Consider the following 17,982-nt stretch of genomic DNA (forward strand, 5'->3'; position numbering starts at 1 on the left):
TGTATTCGGTTCCCCCTCCCACCGGGAGGGGCAAGTATTACTGATTCAACAGCGCCAGAATGTCCTTCGTTCGGGCTTCCATCAGCGCCGTGTCAGCACGGGACTCCACGTTCAGGCGCACCACCGGCTCGGTATTGGACGAGCGCAGGTTAAAGCGCCACTGCGGGAACGCCATGCTGATGCCGTCGGTACGGTCAATTTCCAGCGCGTGAATCGCAAAGTGCTGCTCCACGCGGGCAATCGCCTCGGCCGGCTCCGCCAGCTTGCTGTTGATCTCCCCGCTCGCCGGGAACGCCGCCATACGGTCGCGTACCAGCTCGCCCAGCGTCTGTCCCTTCAGGCACAGCAGCTCGGTCACCAGCAGCCACGGGATCATCCCGCTGTCGCAGTAGGCAAAGTCACGGAAGTAGTGGTGGGCGCTCATCTCGCCGCCGTAGATGGCGTCTTCTTCGCGCATGCGCTCTTTGATGAAGGCGTGGCCGGTTTTGGACATCACCGGCGTGCCGCCCGCCGCTGACACCACGTCGACGGTGTTCCAGGAAAGGCGCGGGTCATGAATGATTTTCGCGCCCGGGTTTTTCTCAAGGAACGCTTCCGCCAGCAGGCCGACAATATAGTAGCCCTCGATGAACTGCCCTTTCTCGTCGAACAGGAAGCAGCGGTCGAAGTCACCGTCAAAGGCGATGCCCATGTCCGCACCGTGCTCAATCACCGCGTTGCGGGTGTCGTCGCGGCACTCCGGCAGCAGCGGGTTAGGAATACCGTTCGGGAAGTTGCCGTCCGGGGTGTTGTGCACTTTCACGAAGGTCACCGGCACGTTCAGGGCCTTAAAGCGCGCCTCCAGGGCATCGACAACCGGGCCGGCCGCGCCGTTGCCGGAGTTAATTACCAGCTTCAGCGGCTTCAGGTTTGCCACGTTGATGTAGCCCAGCAGGTGGTCGATGTATTCTTTCTGCAGGTTGATTTTTTTGTAGCTGCCGCGCTTCGCCTCGTTCACCGGCGGGAAATCGTTGGCTTCCGCCAGGCGCTGCACGTCGCGCAGGCCGGTGTCGCCGCTGATAGGACGGGCGCCCTTGCGCACCAGCTTCATCCCGTTGTAGTCCATCGGGTTGTGGCTGGCCGTCACTTCGATACCGCCGTCCACGCCCAGGTGGAAGGTGGCAAAGTAAATCTCTTCGGTTCCGGAAAGGCCGATGTCCAGCACGTCCACGCCCGCATCCTGCAGCCCTTTCGCCAGGGCCAGCTTCAGGGATTCGCTGGTCAGACGCACGTCGCCGCCCAGCACGATGGTCTGCGGTTTTAAGTATTCGCCGTACGCGCGGCCAATGCGCCACGCGATATCTTCATTCAGCTCTTCGCCCAGCCTGCCGCGAATATCGTAGGCTTTAAAACAGGTTAATTTTTCCATGATGACCCCTTTTTCAGGCAACAGTCGGCCCTGACCACTAAATGGCCAAATTGATTTTTTTGTCATTCGCAGGCCCGGTAAGCGTAACGCTACCGGGCATAATGCAGAGTGCTACACCCGCCCGTAGCGGTCCTGGAAGCGCACGATATCGTCCTCTTCCAGATACGAGCCGGAGCGCACCTCAATTAAGTCGAGAGGAATTTTCCCCGGGTTCTCCAGACAGTGCGTCGCCCCCAGCGGAATATAGATGGACTCGTTTTCGCCCAGCAGTTTGACTTCACCGTCGATAGTGACTTTAGCGGTACCCGCAACCACCACCCAGTGCTCGGCGCGGTGATGGTGCATCTGCACCGACAGCCCCTCGCCCGGCTTCACGGTGATGCGTTTCACCTGATAGCGGTCGCCTGCGTCGATGGAGTCATATTTACCCCACGGACGGTAGACTTCGCGGTGAATGTGGTGCTCATGGCGTCCATCCGCCTTGATCTTCTCCACCACTTTTTTAACGTCCTGCACGGCGTTACGGTCAGCAATAAGCACCGCGTCTTTGGTCTGGACCACCACCAGATCCTTCACCCCAACCGTGGTGACCAGGCCGGACTCGGCGTAGACGTAGCTGTTTTCCGTTTTGTGGCTAATGACATCGCCGTGGTGGACGTTACCCTCCGGGGTATGGGCGCTGATCTCCCACAGGGAGGACCAGGAGCCCACGTCGCTCCAGCCCGCATCCATCGGCACCACAACGGCGTCTGCCGTGCGTTCCATCACCGCGTAGTCAATCGACTCTTCCGGGCAGGCGAGGAACGCCTCTTCATCCACGCGGATGAAGTCGAGATCCGGGTCCACCACCGCCATCGCTTTTTCGCAGGCGTGCAGAATATCCGGGCGATATTTGCTCAGCTCTTCCAGATAGCGTCCGGCGCGGAACAGGAACATCCCGCTGTTCCAGTAATACTCACCGCTGGCGACATACGCCTGCGCGGTTTCCAGATTCGGTTTTTCAACGAACTGCGCCACGTCAAACGCCACGCTGTCGCCTTCACCCGGCGTCACGTTGCCGCGACGGATGTATCCGTAGCCGGTTTCCGGCAGATCCGGCACGATGCCGAAGGTTACCAGCTTGCCGTTTTCAGCGTAAGGAATGGCCGCACGCACCGCGTCGCGGAAGGCCTCTTCCTGCTGGATGACATGGTCTGCCGCCAGCACCAGCATCAGGGGGTCACAGTTCGGGCTGCTGCGTTTTGCCGCCAGCGCCGCCAGGGCGATCGCTGGCGCAGTGTTGCGTCCGGCAGGCTCCAGAATGATGTTTTCTGTAAGTTTGTTCAGCTGACGCAGCTGCTCGGCAACAATAAAGCGGTGCTGTTCGTTACAGATCACCACCGGGCTTTCACACTCCACGCCGTGGAGACGGTTCACCGTCGTCTGCAGCATGGTGAGATCCCCTTTCAGGCAGAGGAACTGTTTTGGATAGAGCACGCGGGACAGCGGCCACAACCGGCTACCAGAGCCACCAGCCATCACAACCGGATACAAAGTGGTTTGACTCATGATTTATCCCCGTATATCTGCAATAAATTGGCTCAGCACGTTCTCTTTCTCGAGCGTGCGTTCGGCATATTCACGTGCCACCGTGTTCACTTTTGGCATGGCAAGTGCCAGCTCTATTCCGGTGACCAGCGCCGGAACCGATTCCGGCTCTACGCACACGGCAATCCCCGGATAGCTGTCACACAGCTGGCCTAATTCAGTTTCGGCTTCGGCCGTAATCACCGCGTTACCGCCCACTGCCAGAATGTTGGTCAGCTTGGACGGCAGCACCGCATCAGCCGCGCCGCGTTTTTGCACTACCAGATGACAGTCGCCCATCTTCAGCAGCGCAGGCAATGCCTCGTAAGACTGCAGAGGGAAGAATTTCACGTTGGTCAGGCCGCGTTCGCTGACCATTTTTTCCAGCCGCGCTTTTCCACCGCCCTGCCCGACAATCACAAACGTCCATGGATGTTCGTTCAGCAGTTGAGCCGCCTCGATCACGCTCTCCAGCCCCTGCTTTTCGCCGATGTTGCCTGAGTAAAGAATGATTTTTTGATCTTCAGGCAAACCGAGCTGCGCGCGCAGCGCCTGAGCGTCTTGCTCAGTCACGTCGCGAAAACGCGCCACTTCAGACCAGTTCGGGAAGAAGATCACCTTCTCCGCCGGGACGCCTTTCTCCTGCGCCTTGTTCATCATCGAGCGCGAGATAGTTGAGACGTAATCCACGTTGTGTAAGCCACTGCGCTCAAAGGCGCTGGCGAGCTTCGCCACCTTTCCACCTTTGCTTTTGCCTGCCATCCCCAGGCCCAGCATGGCGTCCACTTCATAATCCTGAATGTGCAGCAGGGTGCGCGCGCCGGAGAGTTTGCCCAGCAGGCGCATGCCCGGCGTGCAAAACAGCGTCGGCACCACGCCGATAATGCGATCCGGCTTCCAGCGACGCTGCGCCATCAGCGGGAAGAAGCTGCTCAGAGCAAAGCTGCCGAGATGAATCAACCGCTTCAGCGTCGAGGGCTGCTTAGGCACATACAGGGGGCAGCGCCAGACGGTCGCTGCGCCCTCTTCGCGACGGTAGCGCCAGCTTGAGTAGCGCTCCCCCACTTTCCATTCCGGGTAGTACGGCGGCGCGGTAATGACCCGCACGTCATGTCCCTGGCTCGCCATCCACTCGACCATCTCGCCGGTGTATTTCCCGATGCCGGTTAATTCCGGCGAGTAGTTGATTCCGTATACGAGGATCTTCATAAGCCAGGCACCCCGGACTGACGTTCAGCGAGGAAATAGGCACGACTGTTGTCATGCACATTGTCGCTCGCCAGCAGCGCCTCTGGCGTCTGCCAGCGGTAGTCGTCGTGCTGAGAATCAGGCAGACGCAGGTCTGCCTCACTCACCTTCAGGCGGAACCCCAGCACGATGTAGTGCGTGGTGAACCCGGTGCCTGAAAAGTTATCGTCATAGAAGTGCTGCCAGACCCCGTAAAACTGGCCCGCTGCCATCGGCAGCTGCAGACCCAGTTCCGCCAGAGTGAGACGCTCAAACGCATCGGCAAGCGTCTCATCCTTTTGCACGCGCCCACCGGGCACGAACCAGAAGCCCTGCGCAGGACGGTTGGTTCGTTTCCCCAGCAAGAACTCGCCGCGTTCGTTCTCCACAATCAGATCAATTGAGATGAGCGGAGTGGAACGCACTACCGTGGCAAAATCTTCCTGACTTAAAAACATCGTTACCCCCGGAAGCGGTGCTGGTTTTCCAGGAACCACTGGTAGGTACTGGCCAGACCCTGCTCCAGTGACACCTCGTGATACCAGCCCAGCTGATGCAGACGGGTCACGTCCAGCAGCTTGCGCGGCGTGCCGTCCGGTTTCGTGGCGTCAAACACCACGCGGCCTTTATAGCCCACCACCTGCGCGATGGTCTGCGCCAGCTCGCGAATGGTGCAGTCAACGCCGGTACCGACGTTGATGTGCGACAGCATCGGCTCGGTGTTCTCCTGCCACACCTCGCGATCCAGCTCCATCACGTGAATGCTGGCCGCAGCCATGTCGTCCACGTGCAGGAATTCGCGCATTGGCGTTCCGCTGCCCCACACCACCACGTCCGGGGCGTTTTCGGCAGTCGCCTCGTGGAAGCGGCGCAGCAGCGCCGGGATCACGTGGGAATTGCTCGGGTGGAAGTTATCGTGCGGTCCATACAGGTTGGTCGGCATCACCGAACGATAGTCGCGGTTGTACTGACGGTTGTAGGACTCGCACAGCTTGATCCCGGCAATCTTGGCAATCGCATACGGCTCGTTGGTTGCTTCAAGCGTGCCCTGCAACAGTTCGCTCTCGGCAATCGGCTGCTTCGCCATCTTCGGGTAGATACAGGATGAACCGAGGAACAGCAGCTTGTTCACGTTGTGCAGATGCGCCGCGTGAATGATGTTGCTCTCAATCATCATGTTCTCGTAGATGAAATCCGCCGGATAGGTGTTGTTAGCGACAATACCGCCCACCTTCGCCGCCGCCAGATACACCTGGTCAATGCGTTCGTTGGCAAAGAAGTCCTGTACCGCACGGCTGTCGAGCAGGTTCAGCTCGTCACGGGTGCGGACAATCACCTCTACGTCACCGCGCTGTTCCAGCTGGCGGACAATCGCGGAACCCACCATTCCGCGATGACCGGCGACAAAAATACGTTGTTTTGTCATTCTCAGGACTCCAGCGCGATGGCAACCTCGTAGCCATGAGACTTGAGCAGGGAGTGTTTTTTCGCTGCTTCAAGATCTTTGGCTACCATCTCGGAAACCATCTCCTGCAGAGTGGTTTCTGGTTTCCAGCCCAGCTTCTCGTGCGCTTTGGTTGGGTCGCCCAGCAGGGTTTCTACTTCAGCAGGACGGAAGTAGCGCGGGTCAACCTGCACAATCACGTCGCCAGGCTTCACGCCCGGTGCGTCATGGCCGGTCACGGAAACCACGATGCCCTTCTCTTCCACGCCGGAGCCTTCGAAGCGCAGCTTGATGCCCAGCTGTGCGGCAGCCATTTCAACGAACTGACGAACGGAGTACTGCACGCCGGTCGCGATCACGAAGTCTTCTGGCTGTTCCTGCTGCAGCATCATCCACTGCATTTTCACGTAGTCTTTGGCATGGCCCCAGTCACGCAGGGAATCCATGTTGCCAAGGTGCAGGCAAGACTCCAGACCCTGCGCGATGTTTGCGATAGCGCGGGTGATTTTGCGGGTCACGAAGGTTTCGCCGCGACGTGGGGATTCGTGGTTGAACAGAATGCCGTTACAGGCGTACATGCCGTAGGATTCACGGTAGTTCACGGTGATCCAGTAAGCGTACAGTTTTGCCACCGCGTACGGAGAGCGCGGGTAGAATGGCGTGGTCTCTTTCTGCGGGATTTCCTGCACCAGACCGTACAGCTCAGAGGTGGATGCCTGATAGAAACGGGTTTTCTTCTCGAGGCCGAGGAAGCGAATCGCTTCCAGCAGACGCAGCGTGCCCATGGCGTCAACGTCAGCGGTGTACTCCGGGGATTCGAAGGAGACCGCAACGTGGCTCATCGCGCCCAGGTTGTAGACTTCATCCGGCTGCACTTCCTGCAGGATACGGGTCAGGTTGGAGGTATCGGTCAGGTCGCCGTAGTGCAGGTGGAATTTCGGGTTCGCCGCGTGCGGATCCTGATAGATGTGATCCACACGTTCGGTGTTGAAAGAAGACGCACGACGCTTAATACCGTGTACTTCATAACCTTTTTCCAGCAGTAATTCTGCCAGGTAAGAACCATCCTGCCCGGTAACGCCGGTGATGAGAGCGACTTTAGACATGTTTATATTCCTCTACTTATGAATTTAATCAGTTTCAACGCGTTCGCGTATCACCACTGCGGGGTTGCCACGGCAAACTTTATTTGCCGGTAGCGATTTAAAAACGCTGCTGCGGGCACCGACTACCGTGCCATCGCCAACAGAAACACCCGGTGCAACAAAAACATCCGTTGCCAGCCAGCATTTTTCGCCAATCACAATAGGCGAGGCGGTAATATCAAAATGCTGACTCATAAAGTCATGGCTTCCGGTACACAAATAACATTTCTGTGAAATCACTGAATTTGCGCCAATCGTAATCTCGCCAAGGGTATATAACACCGCGTCATCCCCTACCCAGGCATAATCCCCGAGCGTTAATTTCCACGGATAGGTTATTTTCACCGAAGGCCGAATGACTACGTTTTTTCCTATTTTTGCGCCAAACAGGCGCAATAAAAATGCTCGCCAGCGGTACAGTATTTGCGGTGACCAGGCAAATAAGGTGGCCTGAACGGCCCACCATAGCTGTACTTTAATACCGCCCGCCCCCCGAAAACCTTTCGGTACGGAGAAACCGTTCAGATCCTGCATTATGTTTCCTTATATTCAGGCTTTGTTATATAAGGCTTTCGTTTTACTCGTGGTGCGCACGCGTAAAAAATAAGATAATTCCGCCCAGAACCCCGGCACGCGTAATATTTTACGCTGTACATTTTTCGCATCCTGGCACAACTCCAGATTATTCGAGGTTGACACGCCGCCCATCGAAAATTCAGATACCAGCCCTTTAATTCGGCGGAACGGGTAACCTGACTTATACAGACTGGCTGCCAGCGCATAATCGGATGACACTTTATACTGCAAATCGTAAGGCTGTTTTTTCAGACCTTTTACCGGAAAGAAAATGGCCTGATGGCTGGCGGGCAAACTATGGTAGATATACCAGCCCGGCTTCGCGCTGCGGCACACTTTATGTCCGTCGCCAAAATCAAGCAGCGCATCGCCAATATACATGGCGTCCTCTTTCTGGCGCGCCAGCTGACGGGCAAACAGCGCCACGTCGTCATGGAAAATATCACCCGAATTCAGGAAGATGGCATAACGGCCTTGCGCCATATTGATGCCTTTGTTCATCGCATCGTAGATGCCTTTATCTTTCTCACTGATGTAGCGTAAGTTGAACTCACCGTTGAGTTTTTCCAGAAACTCCGCCGTGCCATCGTTCGAGCCGCCGTCGACCACAATCCACTCAAAGGTGAGGCTTGGATCGCGCGCCAGGTTGCGCAGCGAGCGCCAGGTTTTTACCACCCCTTCGTAATTACGAAAAGCGACAGTAATGACGCTAAGAAACATAAATCACCTCATTTCGTCATACGTGCGTAATATTAAGCGCTTTGCGCAGAATAAACGGACAGACAATCAAGAAAGCATATTCCGGGCTAAATATTGACCCGGTAAAAAACAGCGACACCGGCGTAAACAGATAAAGCTGAACGCGAAAGTTCTGGTTATCACCAAACGCGTTAATCATCATTTTGAAAACTTTAAACAGATACCACAGCGTCAACAGTACGGCGAACCACGAAAAATAAATAATTAACAGATACAGACCATTGTCTATGGTTTTACCGACATCCGCACCGTTAAAGATTCCGAATGATGCAACATATTCGTAAAGTGAGCCGAATCTTACTACACCATCAATATGGGTTAAGGAATAACCCACCATCACCAGCGGTCCAATGATGCGATAATAGGACGAAGACCCTTCCGTTCCCAAATCACCCAGACGTTCTGAGATGTACGGGAAGGCAAATATCACGCCCACCATAAATACCGTCAGGGAGATAATCGCCAGCGGCAGTTTTTTCTTAATCGCATCTTTGTTCAGGTACTGAAACGCCCATTCCAGCAGGTAAAAGAGGATAAATGTCATTACCCCTGAGAACGATCCAGACAGAACAATTCCTGCAAGAATCATAGCATCGGTCTTAGGCGTTTTGATACCAAACTGTTTGATGCTGAGCCAAATTGAGATTAACGCCAGAGCGAAAAACGCCGGTTCAAAATAGAGGGCCGTGGTACGCTTCCCGCCGAACTTGATGAAGTTCAATACATAGCTGTTGCTGTAAATGAGATATTTCGAAATTATCTCCATCAGGCTGCTGCCGCCGGTAAGAATAATTTGCGCCATCTCCATGGCAGCAAGCATAACAATTAACGCAACGGCAATATAAAAGAACCTGAGGATTTTCCGATAATTGTGTGGAGAAATCGTTTTGAAGCGAATACTCCAGACCATTCCGATAATAATAATGATATAAACAAACAGCATGGTCGAGGTGACGTATTTACTGGCATCCAGCGACTGGCCAAAGATGTAGTTAAACAGCGTCAGGCCCGTGCCCAACCCTAAGGCAATCATCAGCTTCTTAAGGTTGATTTTATCGACATACAGCAAAAGCAGAACGGGCAAGAAGGTGACGATGGTTATCGGAAAGCTTTCGCCGAGCTGGGCAATTTTGACGTTGACCAGCAGGTAGATCAGCGGCAGCAGCAGATAACTACAGATTCTGATAGAACGAGACATATTCCTCCAGCATCTGTTGTCCACTGTAGGCCTTGCGGCTGCGGTTGCGGAACGATTCCAGGTCAGTGCCAAAAACGGCCTGAGCGATCTGCGCCTTCGGCAGCTGAACCAGCGGCAGAACCTCCTGCTCGGCAAAAGTTTTGCCGCCGGATTTTTCCAGCACTTCACGTGCCGCATCGCTGTGGGTGGCAATCACCGGCACGCCGATGGAGAGCGCTTCACAAAGGATCAGCGGATAATTATCCACGCGTGAACTGAATACCAGCGCATCCATTTCATTAAGCGCGCTCATGAGCTTGCGCTTATCGGTTTCAAACCCGTGGTTCACCACGTAAGCCCCTTCAAACGGGGAAAATTTGCCGAAGGTATGAAGCTCAATTTTGTCACCCAGCGCCATCATGTCGCGCACCAGCTGCTGGTTGGTTTTCCCGTCGTAGCGCAGGTCATGCGCAACGATAGCGATTTTCGGTTTGCCCGCGGTTTCTGCCACCGGCGTCAGCTCGGCGAGAATGGCTTCCGTCGCCACGTCGATGCCGTTGTTGATAATCTGACAGCGCCCTGCCCCGTACAGGCTGTTGAAGGCATCGGCCACGTGCTGGCTCGGGGAGATAAACGTACAGCCGAGCGACAGCATGTCGCGGAAAAGCTGGCGCTTTCCGGCGACCAGCTGATGCGCGCGATCCACCTTCACCGGCGGATAGTTGCTCAGCGTCGGGCATTTCTGGCAGTTGTTTTTCCAGCCTTCGCAGCCGTCGGTAAACGCGCAGCGCCCGGTTACGCTCCAGTGATCGTGCAGCGTCCAGACAAAGCGGGTGTCGGGCTTGTGGGCCTGCACCTTCTGACAGAACGCCACCACCTCTTCCAGATTCAGCCAGTAGCTGTGCAGCACGTGAAAATGCAGCACAACCGGGCCGGTGGTACGGGTTACCGTGCGGTATAGCGTGTTCAGGTTGCCAAACAGATCGCGGTTAAACAGACGGAACAGCGCAATGTTAGCAATCGAGGTCAGGCGCGGCGTGTGCTTATGCACCTGCGGGAAATTATCGTGGCTAACGCTTTTCTTGCCGCCTTTGCCATAGCCGTAAATAAAACGAGACTGGAGTCCTTTTTGCAGCGCGCGCTGGTGCAGATCCAGCGCCACGCCTGCCGCCCCGCCTTCTGCGAGGCGTACGTTAAATTGCAGAATGTTCATTTAATCACCTTCACGCGGGCTTTTTCTCCCACCACCAGCGCGTTATCCGGAATGCTGTCCAGCACCACGCTGCCAGCACCAATCGTGACGTTATTACCAATCGTAATGTCACCGATGATCACCACGTTCGCGCCCAGCTCGACGTTATTGCCGATAACCGGGCAGGCCAGGCTGTCCGGCCCGCGGTTGCCAATCGTCACCCCATGGCGGATGGTGAAATCATCCCCGGCGACCACGAACTTGTTGATCACCACCGCATAGCCGTGATGGATGGTAAAGCGGCGGCCAATGGTGGCAGCGGCCTGAATTTCATAGCCAAAAAAGCATTCGGTAATGATGCGGTACAGCACCAGCACGGGTGCCGCCCAGATATTGTTCAGCACATTTTTCTTGCGCCACACCGAGCAAAAGTGCGCGATGCGGTACGCCAGAACCATGCAGCACGGACGCAGGCTCCAGCTGTTAGCGCGGCAATCTTCCAGAAACATTATTTCCCCCGAAGTCCATCAGCCAGACGCTTGCCGTTACGCACGGACAGCAGCGTCAGCAGCGTGCGCCAGTTCATGCGCTTATTGCGGATCTGATAGAGGGTAAAGAGCTGATATTTACGGCTGGCACGGTCAAACTTGTCCTTGTGCTTGCGGTAAAAATGGAAGTAGCCGGAGAACTTCTTCGGCGAGGAGGTGATTTGCATCTCCCCGTGGTTGATGTGCAGGATTTGCGTAGCCTCTTCCACTTTCCACGGCTCGCCGTATTCCACCACCATGCGCAGGAAGATATCGTAATCCTGCGCGGCCTTGAGTTCGGTATCGAACAGGCACTCTTTGAAGCGCCAGGCCCAGGTGAATACCTGGTTACCAATAATGTTGCGCTTGTAGAACAGGCGGCGTGAGTACGGTGATTTCGGGTACAGCGGCAGGCTGGCGGGCTGCGAGTAGACCTCGCCCTGGCAGACATAGTCGTTGGCGTACAGGAAAGCGTGCGTAACCAGCTGTTCTTTATGCGACAGGAAAATAGACAGGCGGTTAGGCGTCCATTCGTCGTCGTCGTCAATTCCGGTGAGATACTGCCCTTTGGCCTGCATAATCGCCTGATTACGCACCGCACAAGCGCCGGAGTTGATGGCGTTGTGGGTATAGACCACCCGCGGGTCGTTGAGGTCAGTCACAAACTTTTGCAGCTGTTCATACGAGGAAGAGCAGTCATCAACGATGATCAGCTCCCAGTTATCGTAATCCTGACGTAACACCGACTTGATTGCGCGGATCGCCAGCTGCTGACGATTCCATGTCGGCATATAGATTGAAACTAAAGGGCGTTGTGTGGTCATGATCTTCCCCTGATCCCTCACCCCGCCCCTCTCCCCTCGGGAGAGGGTTAGGGTGAGGGGGATTGTTATTTGCTGTCAGACTTATATTCGTACTCGTAATACCCGTAATCCTGGTACCCGGTCGCGCGGCGGAAGATGGAGTTCAGGATCACCCCTTTCACCTCAATCCCGTTCTGCTCGAAGCGGCTCAGGCTGGTTTCCACCTCTTTGAGGGTATTCACCGCGTAACGCGCCACCATTAGCGTCGTACCCGCATGGCGACCCACAACGGCAGCGTCGGTCACGGCCAGAATCGGCGGCGTATCGATCAGCACCAGGTCGTAGTTTTTGCTCGCCCACTCCACCAGTTCGGTGAAGCGTTCGCTCATCAGCAGTTCGGACGGGTTAGGCGGCACCTGACCGCGTGGGATCAGATCGAATTTCGGCACCGTTGTAGGTTTCGCGCTCTGGCTGATGTCACCTTTACCGAGCAGGATTTCCGACAGACCGTTAACGTTGTTGGTGCCCAGCAGTTCGTGGGTGTAGCCCTTACGCATATCGCAGTCGATCAGCAGCACGCGCTTGTTGGTCTGGCTGACAACGGCCGCCAGGTTGGCGCAGACGAAGGTTTTACCGATTGACGGGCTAACGCCGGTTAACATCAGGACGTTGTTTTTGGCCTGCATCATCGCGAAGTGCAGGCTGGTGCGCAGGCTGCGGATCGCTTCGATAGCAAGGTCGGTTGGGTTACCCACCGCCAGAAGCTGGCTCTGTTTGTAACGCTTAACGCCCTTGATGGTTTTCACGCTGTCACGGGATTTTTGCCACTCAGACAGCGGAATGCTGGCATAGACGTTGATACCGCTCTCTTCCAGCACCTGCGGGCTTTCGATTCCGCGGTTGAACAGCGAACGCAGCAGTACACCGACGATGGAGAGCATCAGGCCGAGAATAATACTGCCGAGAATAATCAGCGCTTTCTTCGGCTTCAGCACCCCTGGCTGGGTAATCGCCGGATCGACGATACGCACGTCACCGACGGTACTGGCTTCGGTGATTTTCAGCTCCTGCTGCTTGTTCAGCAGCTGCATGTAAACCTGCTGTCCGGACTCCACGTCGCGGGTCAGACGCACGATCTCCTGCTGCGTTTTCGGCATCGCGGTCACGCGGTCATTGAGCTTCGCCTTCTCCTCTTCCAGCGTACGGCGTTTCTCCAGCAGCGTGCGGTAGGCCGGGTGGCGTTTGGTATAAAGCTTGGAAATTTCCGCCTCTTTGAAGGTCAGCTCGTTGAGCTGCGCATCAATGTTGACCATCGAATCAAGGACTGATTTTGCCTCCAGCGGCAGGTCAACGGAGTCTTTATCCTGACGATAAGCGTTCAGCTTGTTCTCGGCTTCATCCAGATGGGCGCGCACTTCCGGAAGCTGTTTTGACAGGAACGCCAGGCTTTTCGCCGCTTCCGCCGACTTACGCTCGACGTTCTGCTCAAGGTAGTTGCGGGTAATGCTGTTCAGGATGTCGCGGATTTGATCCTTATCTTCACCGGTAAAGGTCATGCTCAGCACGCCGGTGTCCTTACCGTTTTCGGTGACGGTCAGGTTGTTTTGCAGATTGTTGATCATCCCCAGCGTGGAGAATTTGGTGACGGTGAATTCACCGCCCTCCTGGGCGTTAATCGCGCTGACCATCATGCTGACGCCGTCTTTGGTCAGCATCTGCCCCACTTCACCGCGGGCGCTAAAACCTGCGTCGCTGGTTAGCTGATACTGTTTCGGGCCAAGCACCGTCAGGGTAAACGTCTGATCGGCAGCCCCTTTCGGCAGCACGAAGTCAGTGACTTTCACCGTGTCATTGCTTCGCCCCATCAGACGGTCCCAGCCGGCACCAAAGACTGGGAAGGTATTTTTGGTAACGGAGATATCGAGCCCGAGATCGTGAACCGTTTTACCCAGCACCAGACGTGACTGGATGAGCTGAATTTCAGCGTCGGATGCCGGCGGCTTGTTCGCCAGCGCGGAGCCGATATCCTGCACCAGCGAGTTACCGGTATTCTGCTCGATCTGCACCAGCGCGTCGGCGCTGTAGATAGGGGTGGCGAACAGCGTATAAACGACGGCCGCCGCGGCGAATACGGCGGTAATGCCAAGCACCCACCACTTTGCCTCTACAACAGTGCCGACCAGGCGCCCAATATCAATTTCATCACTGCCCGAAGTCGGGGCGGCAGAAGGTCTTGTTTTTTCTGTCATTGTTATCCCTGCTGAACTTTCAGTGCCTGCGCCCACTGTTGGGCAGACTGGTCAAGTAAGGTGTAAACCGCCTCAAAGGCCTCATGGCTTTTGCGATACGGATCGGGGATTTCACGTTCATTGTCCCAGTGACCAAACAGCATCACCTTGCCGCGCATCTCCGGAGCGATATCGCACAGCGCATGAATATGGCGTTTTTCCATCGTCAGGATCAGGTCATACTCCCGGCACATGCGGCCAGTGACCTGGCGGGCCACGTGACCGTCAAGAGAGAGGTGATGATCCCGCGCTACGCTCGTTGCGCGCTCATCGGCACCTTTACCGACCAGTGCACCCAGCCCTGCCGAATCAACGGTCAGTTCGGGCTGGTAGTGTTTCAACAACCGCTCAGCCGTAGGGGAACGGCAAATGTTCCCCACGCATACCACCAGAATTTTGTTAAACATCGCGGATTACCAGGTATGAATGTCGCGCGCCGTATCCGTCATGTAGCGAACGCCACTGATGGTTGGCAGCAACTGGTTGATCAGACGGTTCCAGCGGGCAACCGGCGCGGTGGTGACGTACACCACATCGTATGGCTGGAGACGGAACTCCGTCGCCATCACCAGAGAGGTCGCATCGGACATATCCAGCTGGTAGATGTTGGCAATCTTGCCTTTCGCGCTGCCCTCACCTTTCAGCGGACGGATCACGAAGATACCGGTCGCGTTAGAGGTCGTCAGATCGATACCCTCAGCATTGCCCAGCGCTTCGGTCAGCGTCATACCGCTGAAGTCCATCTTGAGGGTGCTCTGTTTCTTCACTTCACCCATCACGAAGACTTTCAGATCGTCATTGCGCGGCACGTAGAGAATGTCGCCCGGATAAAGCAGGCGGTTCTGGGTCAGATCGCCGTTTTGCATCAGCGCCTGCAGCGAAATGCGCTGCTCCTTCCCGTTGTGGGTGAGCACGACGTTGCGCCAGTCGGCGCCGTCGGTTAACCCGCCCGCGGCGTTGATGGCATCCAGTACGGTCAGAGGAACGTTGGTGATGGCCTGCTGGCCGGATTTGTTCACCTGGCCGGAGATATAGGCTTTTTGCGAGCGGAATGCGGCGATATTAACGTCCACCTGCGGATCGGCGATGTACTGCGCTAAGCGGCCGGTAATATCACTACGGATCTCGGCAAGCGTTTTCCCCGCAACATGGACTTTACCAATGTAGGGATAGAACATGGTGCCATCTGACTGCACCCAGTTACCGGTGTCGCTTGAGCTGCGGTACTGGCCCGCAGGCGTGGTCAGTTCGGGGTGGTCCCAGACGGTCACGTTGATCACGTCACCCGGCCCCACGCGATACTGGTAGGACGCAATTTCCTGGTCCAGCGACATATTCGGCTGGGCAACATTCGGACGTGGACGTAATTGTTCGACCAGACGAGGCGTAAGTGGATAAACATTCACCATTTTGTCGAGATCAAAATCGGCATCCTGTTGCTTGATCACATCCTTACCCATTGTTGACATATTGCTGCCGGGAAAGACCGTGCAACCACTCATCAAGGTCACAGACACCAATAATGGCATCAATTTCATTTTGGATTTCATCATTGATTATTTATCACTTTGGCAGAGTAATTATCCTGTGCAATTTAAATAAGCTCGAGTCGTATTGGGTTTCAGCATGCAGTTAATCAAATAGAAATATAACTGGCATCAGTCCTAAAAAAAGCTTATTCATCCATTGGCTCTTGACAGAATAATCGAGGCTGATTCACACGCTTTCAGGCACGCTACCGCCCTTGGCTTTCAGTTACCAATCCACTGACTAAACAATGTGTTATGGATAGACACCCTCTTGAGCAAGGTCTTCTGGAAATATATCAGTCGCTTGAGAAACCCGACGAATAATGAATAACCATCCCTGAAGACCGAACATTAATAGCAACACCGAGATTTAACATTTGATGCTGGGAGAATTGTTGCAGCTAACCTAATAGCAGGCAAGGAGACAACTGTCCTAATATCGGTTTTTAAGATTAATATTAAGAGCAAATTTTTGACCTTTTAGGATTTTCTTTATATTGACAAAATGAAAGCAAAAATCATCACCTGCGATATATCCTAAAATGCTTTCCCTGTAATTAAATATACGTATTTCGCTTATTTACAGATTATTGAGAATGCTCTCTTTTTTACCCGTCGTATTAAGAGAAATCTCAGCCCGGCATTGCAATTTCCCCCAGCTTTATCCATGATCGAAGTGTGACATTTGTCATATTACAGAAGGTATTGCTATTACTATGGAATGGATTGCCGATCCCTCAATCTGGGCCGGGCTGGTTACGCTGGTCGTCATCGAGCTGGTGCTCGGGATTGATAATCTGGTCTTTATCGCCATCCTCGCTGAAAAACTGCCTCCTTCCCAGCGCGACCGCGCGCGCGTAACGGGTCTGCTGCTGGCAATGGTGATGCGGCTACTGCTGCTGGCCTCTATCTCCTGGTTGGTGACACTCACTCAGCCTCTGTTCTCCATTCACGGTCTGAGCTTTAGCGCCCGCGACTTGATCATGCTCTTCGGCGGGTTGTTCCTGCTGTTTAAAGCCACGGTGGAGCTCAACGAGCGGCTGGAGGGCAAAGACAGCGAGAACCCGACCCAGCGCCGTGGGGCGAAATTCTGGCCGGTGGTGGCTCAAATCGTGGTGCTGGATGCGGTCTTCTCCCTTGACTCGGTGATCACCGCCGTCGGGATGGTGGACCACCTTGCGGTGATGATGGCCGCGGTCATTATTGCCATCACGCTGATGGTAATGGCCAGCAAGGCGCTGACCCGCTTCGTGAACAGTCACCCGACCATCGTGATCCTCTGTCTGAGCTTCCTGCTGATGATTGGCTTTAGCCTGGTGGCCGACGGCTTTGGCTTCCATATTCCGAAAGGCTACCTGTATGCCGCCATCGGATTCTCCGTCATGATTGAAGCGCTTAACCAGCTGGCGATATTTAACCGCCGCCGCTTCCTTTCCGCGAATCAGACCCTGCGTCAGCGCACGGCCGACACGGTTATGCGCCTGTTAAGCGGTAAGAAAGAGGATGCCGAGCTGGACGCCGAATCCTCCGCCATGCTGGCCGATCACAGCGACGGGCAGATCTTTAACCCGCAGGAACGGCTGATGATTGAGCGGGTGCTCAATCTCAATCAGCGGACGGTTAGCAGCATCATGACATCGCGACATGACATTGAACATATCGACCTGACGGCCCCGGAAGCGCACGTTCGCGCCCTGCTGGATAAAAACCAGCACACCCGCGTGGTGGTGACCGGCGGTGAAGAGGAAGATGAGCTGCTGGGCGTGGTGCACGTTATTGACCTGCTCCAGCAGCAGCTTCACGGCGAGCCGCTCAATCTCCGCGTCCTGGTTCGCCAGCCGCTGGTATTCCCGGAAGGGCTACCGCTGCTTTCCGCCCTGGAGCAATTCCGTAACGCGCGCACGCACTTTGCCTTTGTAGTAGATGAGTTTGGTTCAGTGGAAGGGCTGGTCACGCTCAGCGACGTGATGGAAACGATCGCCGGTAATCTGCCTAACGAGGTGGATGAGATTGACGCGCGCCACGACATTCAGAAAAACGCAGACGGCTCCTGGACGGCTAACGGCCACATGCCGCTGGAAGACCTGGTGCAATACGTGCCGCTGCCGCTGGATGAAAAACGAGAATATCACACCATTGCCGGCCTGCTGATGGAGTACTTACAGCGTATCCCGCAGCCGGGAGAAGAGGTTCAGGTAGGAGACTATCTGCTCAAAACACTGCAGATTGAAAACCATCGCGTGCAGAAGGTTCAACTCATTCCGCTGCGGGATGAAGAAGAACTGGATTTTGAGGTATAAAAAAGCCGGGTGGCGCTTCGCTTACCCGGCCTACGATATTC

The 17,982-nt window shown here is 55.3% G+C and carries 16 protein-coding genes; 1 reads left to right on the forward strand and 15 read right to left on the reverse strand.

The genetic code is table 11. The features are described from left to right. Nucleotides 1–37: 37 nt before the first annotated feature. From cpsG to ELK40_RS15010, 15 genes are all read right to left on the reverse strand, one after another. Entirely contained in the window at nucleotides 38–1,408 is a 1,371-nt protein-coding gene (gene cpsG / locus ELK40_RS14940; RefSeq protein WP_127731618.1) for a colanic acid biosynthesis phosphomannomutase CpsG, read from the reverse strand. 111 nt (nucleotides 1,409–1,519) lie between these two features. Beyond that, nucleotides 1,520–2,956, reverse strand: a complete 1,437-nt coding sequence (gene cpsB, locus ELK40_RS14945) for a mannose-1-phosphate guanyltransferase (RefSeq protein ID WP_111965778.1) — start codon at nucleotides 2,954–2,956, stop codon at nucleotides 1,520–1,522. Nucleotides 2,957–2,959: 3 nt separating this feature from the next. Then, nucleotides 2,960–4,183 (reverse strand): colanic acid biosynthesis fucosyltransferase WcaI, encoded by a 1,224-nt coding sequence (gene wcaI, locus ELK40_RS14950; RefSeq protein WP_115875795.1) that lies wholly within the window; start codon nucleotides 4,181–4,183, stop codon nucleotides 2,960–2,962. Next, a complete protein-coding gene (locus ELK40_RS14955) occupies nucleotides 4,180–4,659 on the reverse strand; it encodes a GDP-mannose mannosyl hydrolase (protein ID WP_115875796.1) in 480 nt (159 codons plus the stop codon). Before ELK40_RS14955 ends, wcaI begins: the two co-directional genes overlap by 4 nt. A 2-nt stretch (nucleotides 4,660–4,661) precedes the next feature. After that, nucleotides 4,662–5,627 carry a GDP-L-fucose synthase gene (locus ELK40_RS14960; RefSeq protein WP_024908102.1) on the reverse strand — a complete coding sequence of 322 codons (966 nt, stop codon included), beginning with the start codon at nucleotides 5,625–5,627 and terminating at the stop codon, nucleotides 4,662–4,664. A gap of 2 nt (nucleotides 5,628–5,629) precedes the next feature. Continuing rightward, nucleotides 5,630–6,751, reverse strand: a complete 1,122-nt coding sequence (gene gmd / locus ELK40_RS14965; protein WP_127731620.1) for a GDP-mannose 4,6-dehydratase — start codon at nucleotides 6,749–6,751, stop codon at nucleotides 5,630–5,632. A gap of 24 nt (nucleotides 6,752–6,775) precedes the next feature. Beyond that, nucleotides 6,776–7,324: a colanic acid biosynthesis acetyltransferase WcaF gene (wcaF, locus tag ELK40_RS14970; protein ID WP_127731622.1), complete on the reverse strand. Its 549-nt coding sequence runs from the start codon at nucleotides 7,322–7,324 to the stop codon at nucleotides 6,776–6,778. A gap of 15 nt (nucleotides 7,325–7,339) precedes the next feature. Continuing rightward, complete coding sequence (wcaE, locus tag ELK40_RS14975) at nucleotides 7,340–8,086, reverse strand: colanic acid biosynthesis glycosyltransferase WcaE (RefSeq protein WP_008499420.1); 747 nt, start codon at nucleotides 8,084–8,086, stop codon at nucleotides 7,340–7,342. A 16-nt stretch (nucleotides 8,087–8,102) separates the two neighbouring features. After that, on the reverse strand, nucleotides 8,103–9,323 hold the full coding sequence (gene wcaD, locus ELK40_RS14980) for a colanic acid polymerase WcaD (protein WP_127731624.1): 1,221 nt from the start codon (nucleotides 9,321–9,323) through the stop codon (nucleotides 8,103–8,105). Then, complete coding sequence (gene wcaC / locus ELK40_RS14985) at nucleotides 9,298–10,515, reverse strand: colanic acid biosynthesis glycosyltransferase WcaC (RefSeq protein WP_127731626.1); 1,218 nt, start codon at nucleotides 10,513–10,515, stop codon at nucleotides 9,298–9,300. Before wcaC ends, wcaD begins: the two co-directional genes overlap by 26 nt. Beyond that, nucleotides 10,512–11,003: a colanic acid biosynthesis acetyltransferase WcaB gene (gene wcaB / locus ELK40_RS14990; RefSeq protein WP_115875801.1), complete on the reverse strand. Its 492-nt coding sequence runs from the start codon at nucleotides 11,001–11,003 to the stop codon at nucleotides 10,512–10,514. The genes wcaC and wcaB overlap by 4 nt, the downstream gene beginning before the upstream one ends. Further along, entirely contained in the window at nucleotides 11,003–11,845 is an 843-nt protein-coding gene (gene wcaA, locus ELK40_RS14995) for a colanic acid biosynthesis glycosyltransferase WcaA (RefSeq protein ID WP_023312403.1), read from the reverse strand. The genes wcaB and wcaA overlap by 1 nt, the downstream gene beginning before the upstream one ends. A 65-nt stretch (nucleotides 11,846–11,910) precedes the next feature. Next, the gene (gene wzc / locus ELK40_RS15000) at nucleotides 11,911–14,073 is read right to left on the reverse strand and encodes a tyrosine-protein kinase Wzc (protein WP_111965784.1); all 2,163 of its coding nucleotides are present in this window, start codon (nucleotides 14,071–14,073) and stop codon (nucleotides 11,911–11,913) included. Nucleotides 14,074–14,075: 2 nt separating this feature from the next. Next, the gene (wzb, locus tag ELK40_RS15005; protein WP_023312405.1) at nucleotides 14,076–14,519 is read right to left on the reverse strand and encodes a low molecular weight protein-tyrosine-phosphatase Wzb; all 444 of its coding nucleotides are present in this window, start codon (nucleotides 14,517–14,519) and stop codon (nucleotides 14,076–14,078) included. A 6-nt stretch (nucleotides 14,520–14,525) separates the two neighbouring features. Continuing rightward, entirely contained in the window at nucleotides 14,526–15,665 is a 1,140-nt protein-coding gene (locus ELK40_RS15010) for a polysaccharide export protein (RefSeq protein WP_014170829.1), read from the reverse strand. 692 nt (nucleotides 15,666–16,357) lie between these two features. Between ELK40_RS15010 and ELK40_RS15015 the strand changes: the two genes are divergently transcribed. Continuing rightward, nucleotides 16,358–17,941, forward strand: a complete 1,584-nt coding sequence (locus tag ELK40_RS15015) for a TerC family protein (protein WP_115875802.1) — start codon at nucleotides 16,358–16,360, stop codon at nucleotides 17,939–17,941. Nucleotides 17,942–17,982: the final 41 nt, after the last annotated feature.

The organism is Enterobacter sp. N18-03635, assembly GCF_004006055.1.
Lineage (GTDB): Bacteria > Pseudomonadota > Gammaproteobacteria > Enterobacterales > Enterobacteriaceae > Enterobacter > Enterobacter vonholyi.

Coding starts and splice junctions, on each gene's coding strand:
- wcaA (WP_023312403.1), bottom strand. CDS start 11,845: ATGACCACACAACGCCCTTTAGTTTCAATCTATATGCCGACATGGAAT.
- wzc (WP_111965784.1), bottom strand. CDS start 14,073: ATGACAGAAAAAACAAGACCTTCTGCCGCCCCGACTTCGGGCAGTGAT.
- wcaF (WP_127731622.1), bottom strand. CDS start 7,324: ATGCAGGATCTGAACGGTTTCTCCGTACCGAAAGGTTTTCGGGGGGCG.
- wcaI (WP_115875795.1), bottom strand. CDS start 4,183: ATGAAGATCCTCGTATACGGAATCAACTACTCGCCGGAATTAACCGGC.
- wcaC (WP_127731626.1), bottom strand. CDS start 10,515: ATGAACATTCTGCAATTTAACGTACGCCTCGCAGAAGGCGGGGCGGCA.
- wcaB (WP_115875801.1), bottom strand. CDS start 11,003: ATGTTTCTGGAAGATTGCCGCGCTAACAGCTGGAGCCTGCGTCCGTGC.
- wcaE (WP_008499420.1), bottom strand. CDS start 8,086: ATGTTTCTTAGCGTCATTACTGTCGCTTTTCGTAATTACGAAGGGGTG.
- ELK40_RS15015 (WP_115875802.1), top strand. CDS start 16,358: ATGGAATGGATTGCCGATCCCTCAATCTGGGCCGGGCTGGTTACGCTG.
- gmd (WP_127731620.1), bottom strand. CDS start 6,751: ATGTCTAAAGTCGCTCTCATCACCGGCGTTACCGGGCAGGATGGTTCT.
- cpsG (WP_127731618.1), bottom strand. CDS start 1,408: ATGGAAAAATTAACCTGTTTTAAAGCCTACGATATTCGCGGCAGGCTG.
- ELK40_RS15010 (WP_014170829.1), bottom strand. CDS start 15,665: ATGATGAAATCCAAAATGAAATTGATGCCATTATTGGTGTCTGTGACC.
- wcaD (WP_127731624.1), bottom strand. CDS start 9,323: ATGTCTCGTTCTATCAGAATCTGTAGTTATCTGCTGCTGCCGCTGATC.
- ELK40_RS14955 (WP_115875796.1), bottom strand. CDS start 4,659: ATGTTTTTAAGTCAGGAAGATTTTGCCACGGTAGTGCGTTCCACTCCG.
- wzb (WP_023312405.1), bottom strand. CDS start 14,519: ATGTTTAACAAAATTCTGGTGGTATGCGTGGGGAACATTTGCCGTTCC.
- cpsB (WP_111965778.1), bottom strand. CDS start 2,956: ATGAGTCAAACCACTTTGTATCCGGTTGTGATGGCTGGTGGCTCTGGT.
- ELK40_RS14960 (WP_024908102.1), bottom strand. CDS start 5,627: ATGACAAAACAACGTATTTTTGTCGCCGGTCATCGCGGAATGGTGGGT.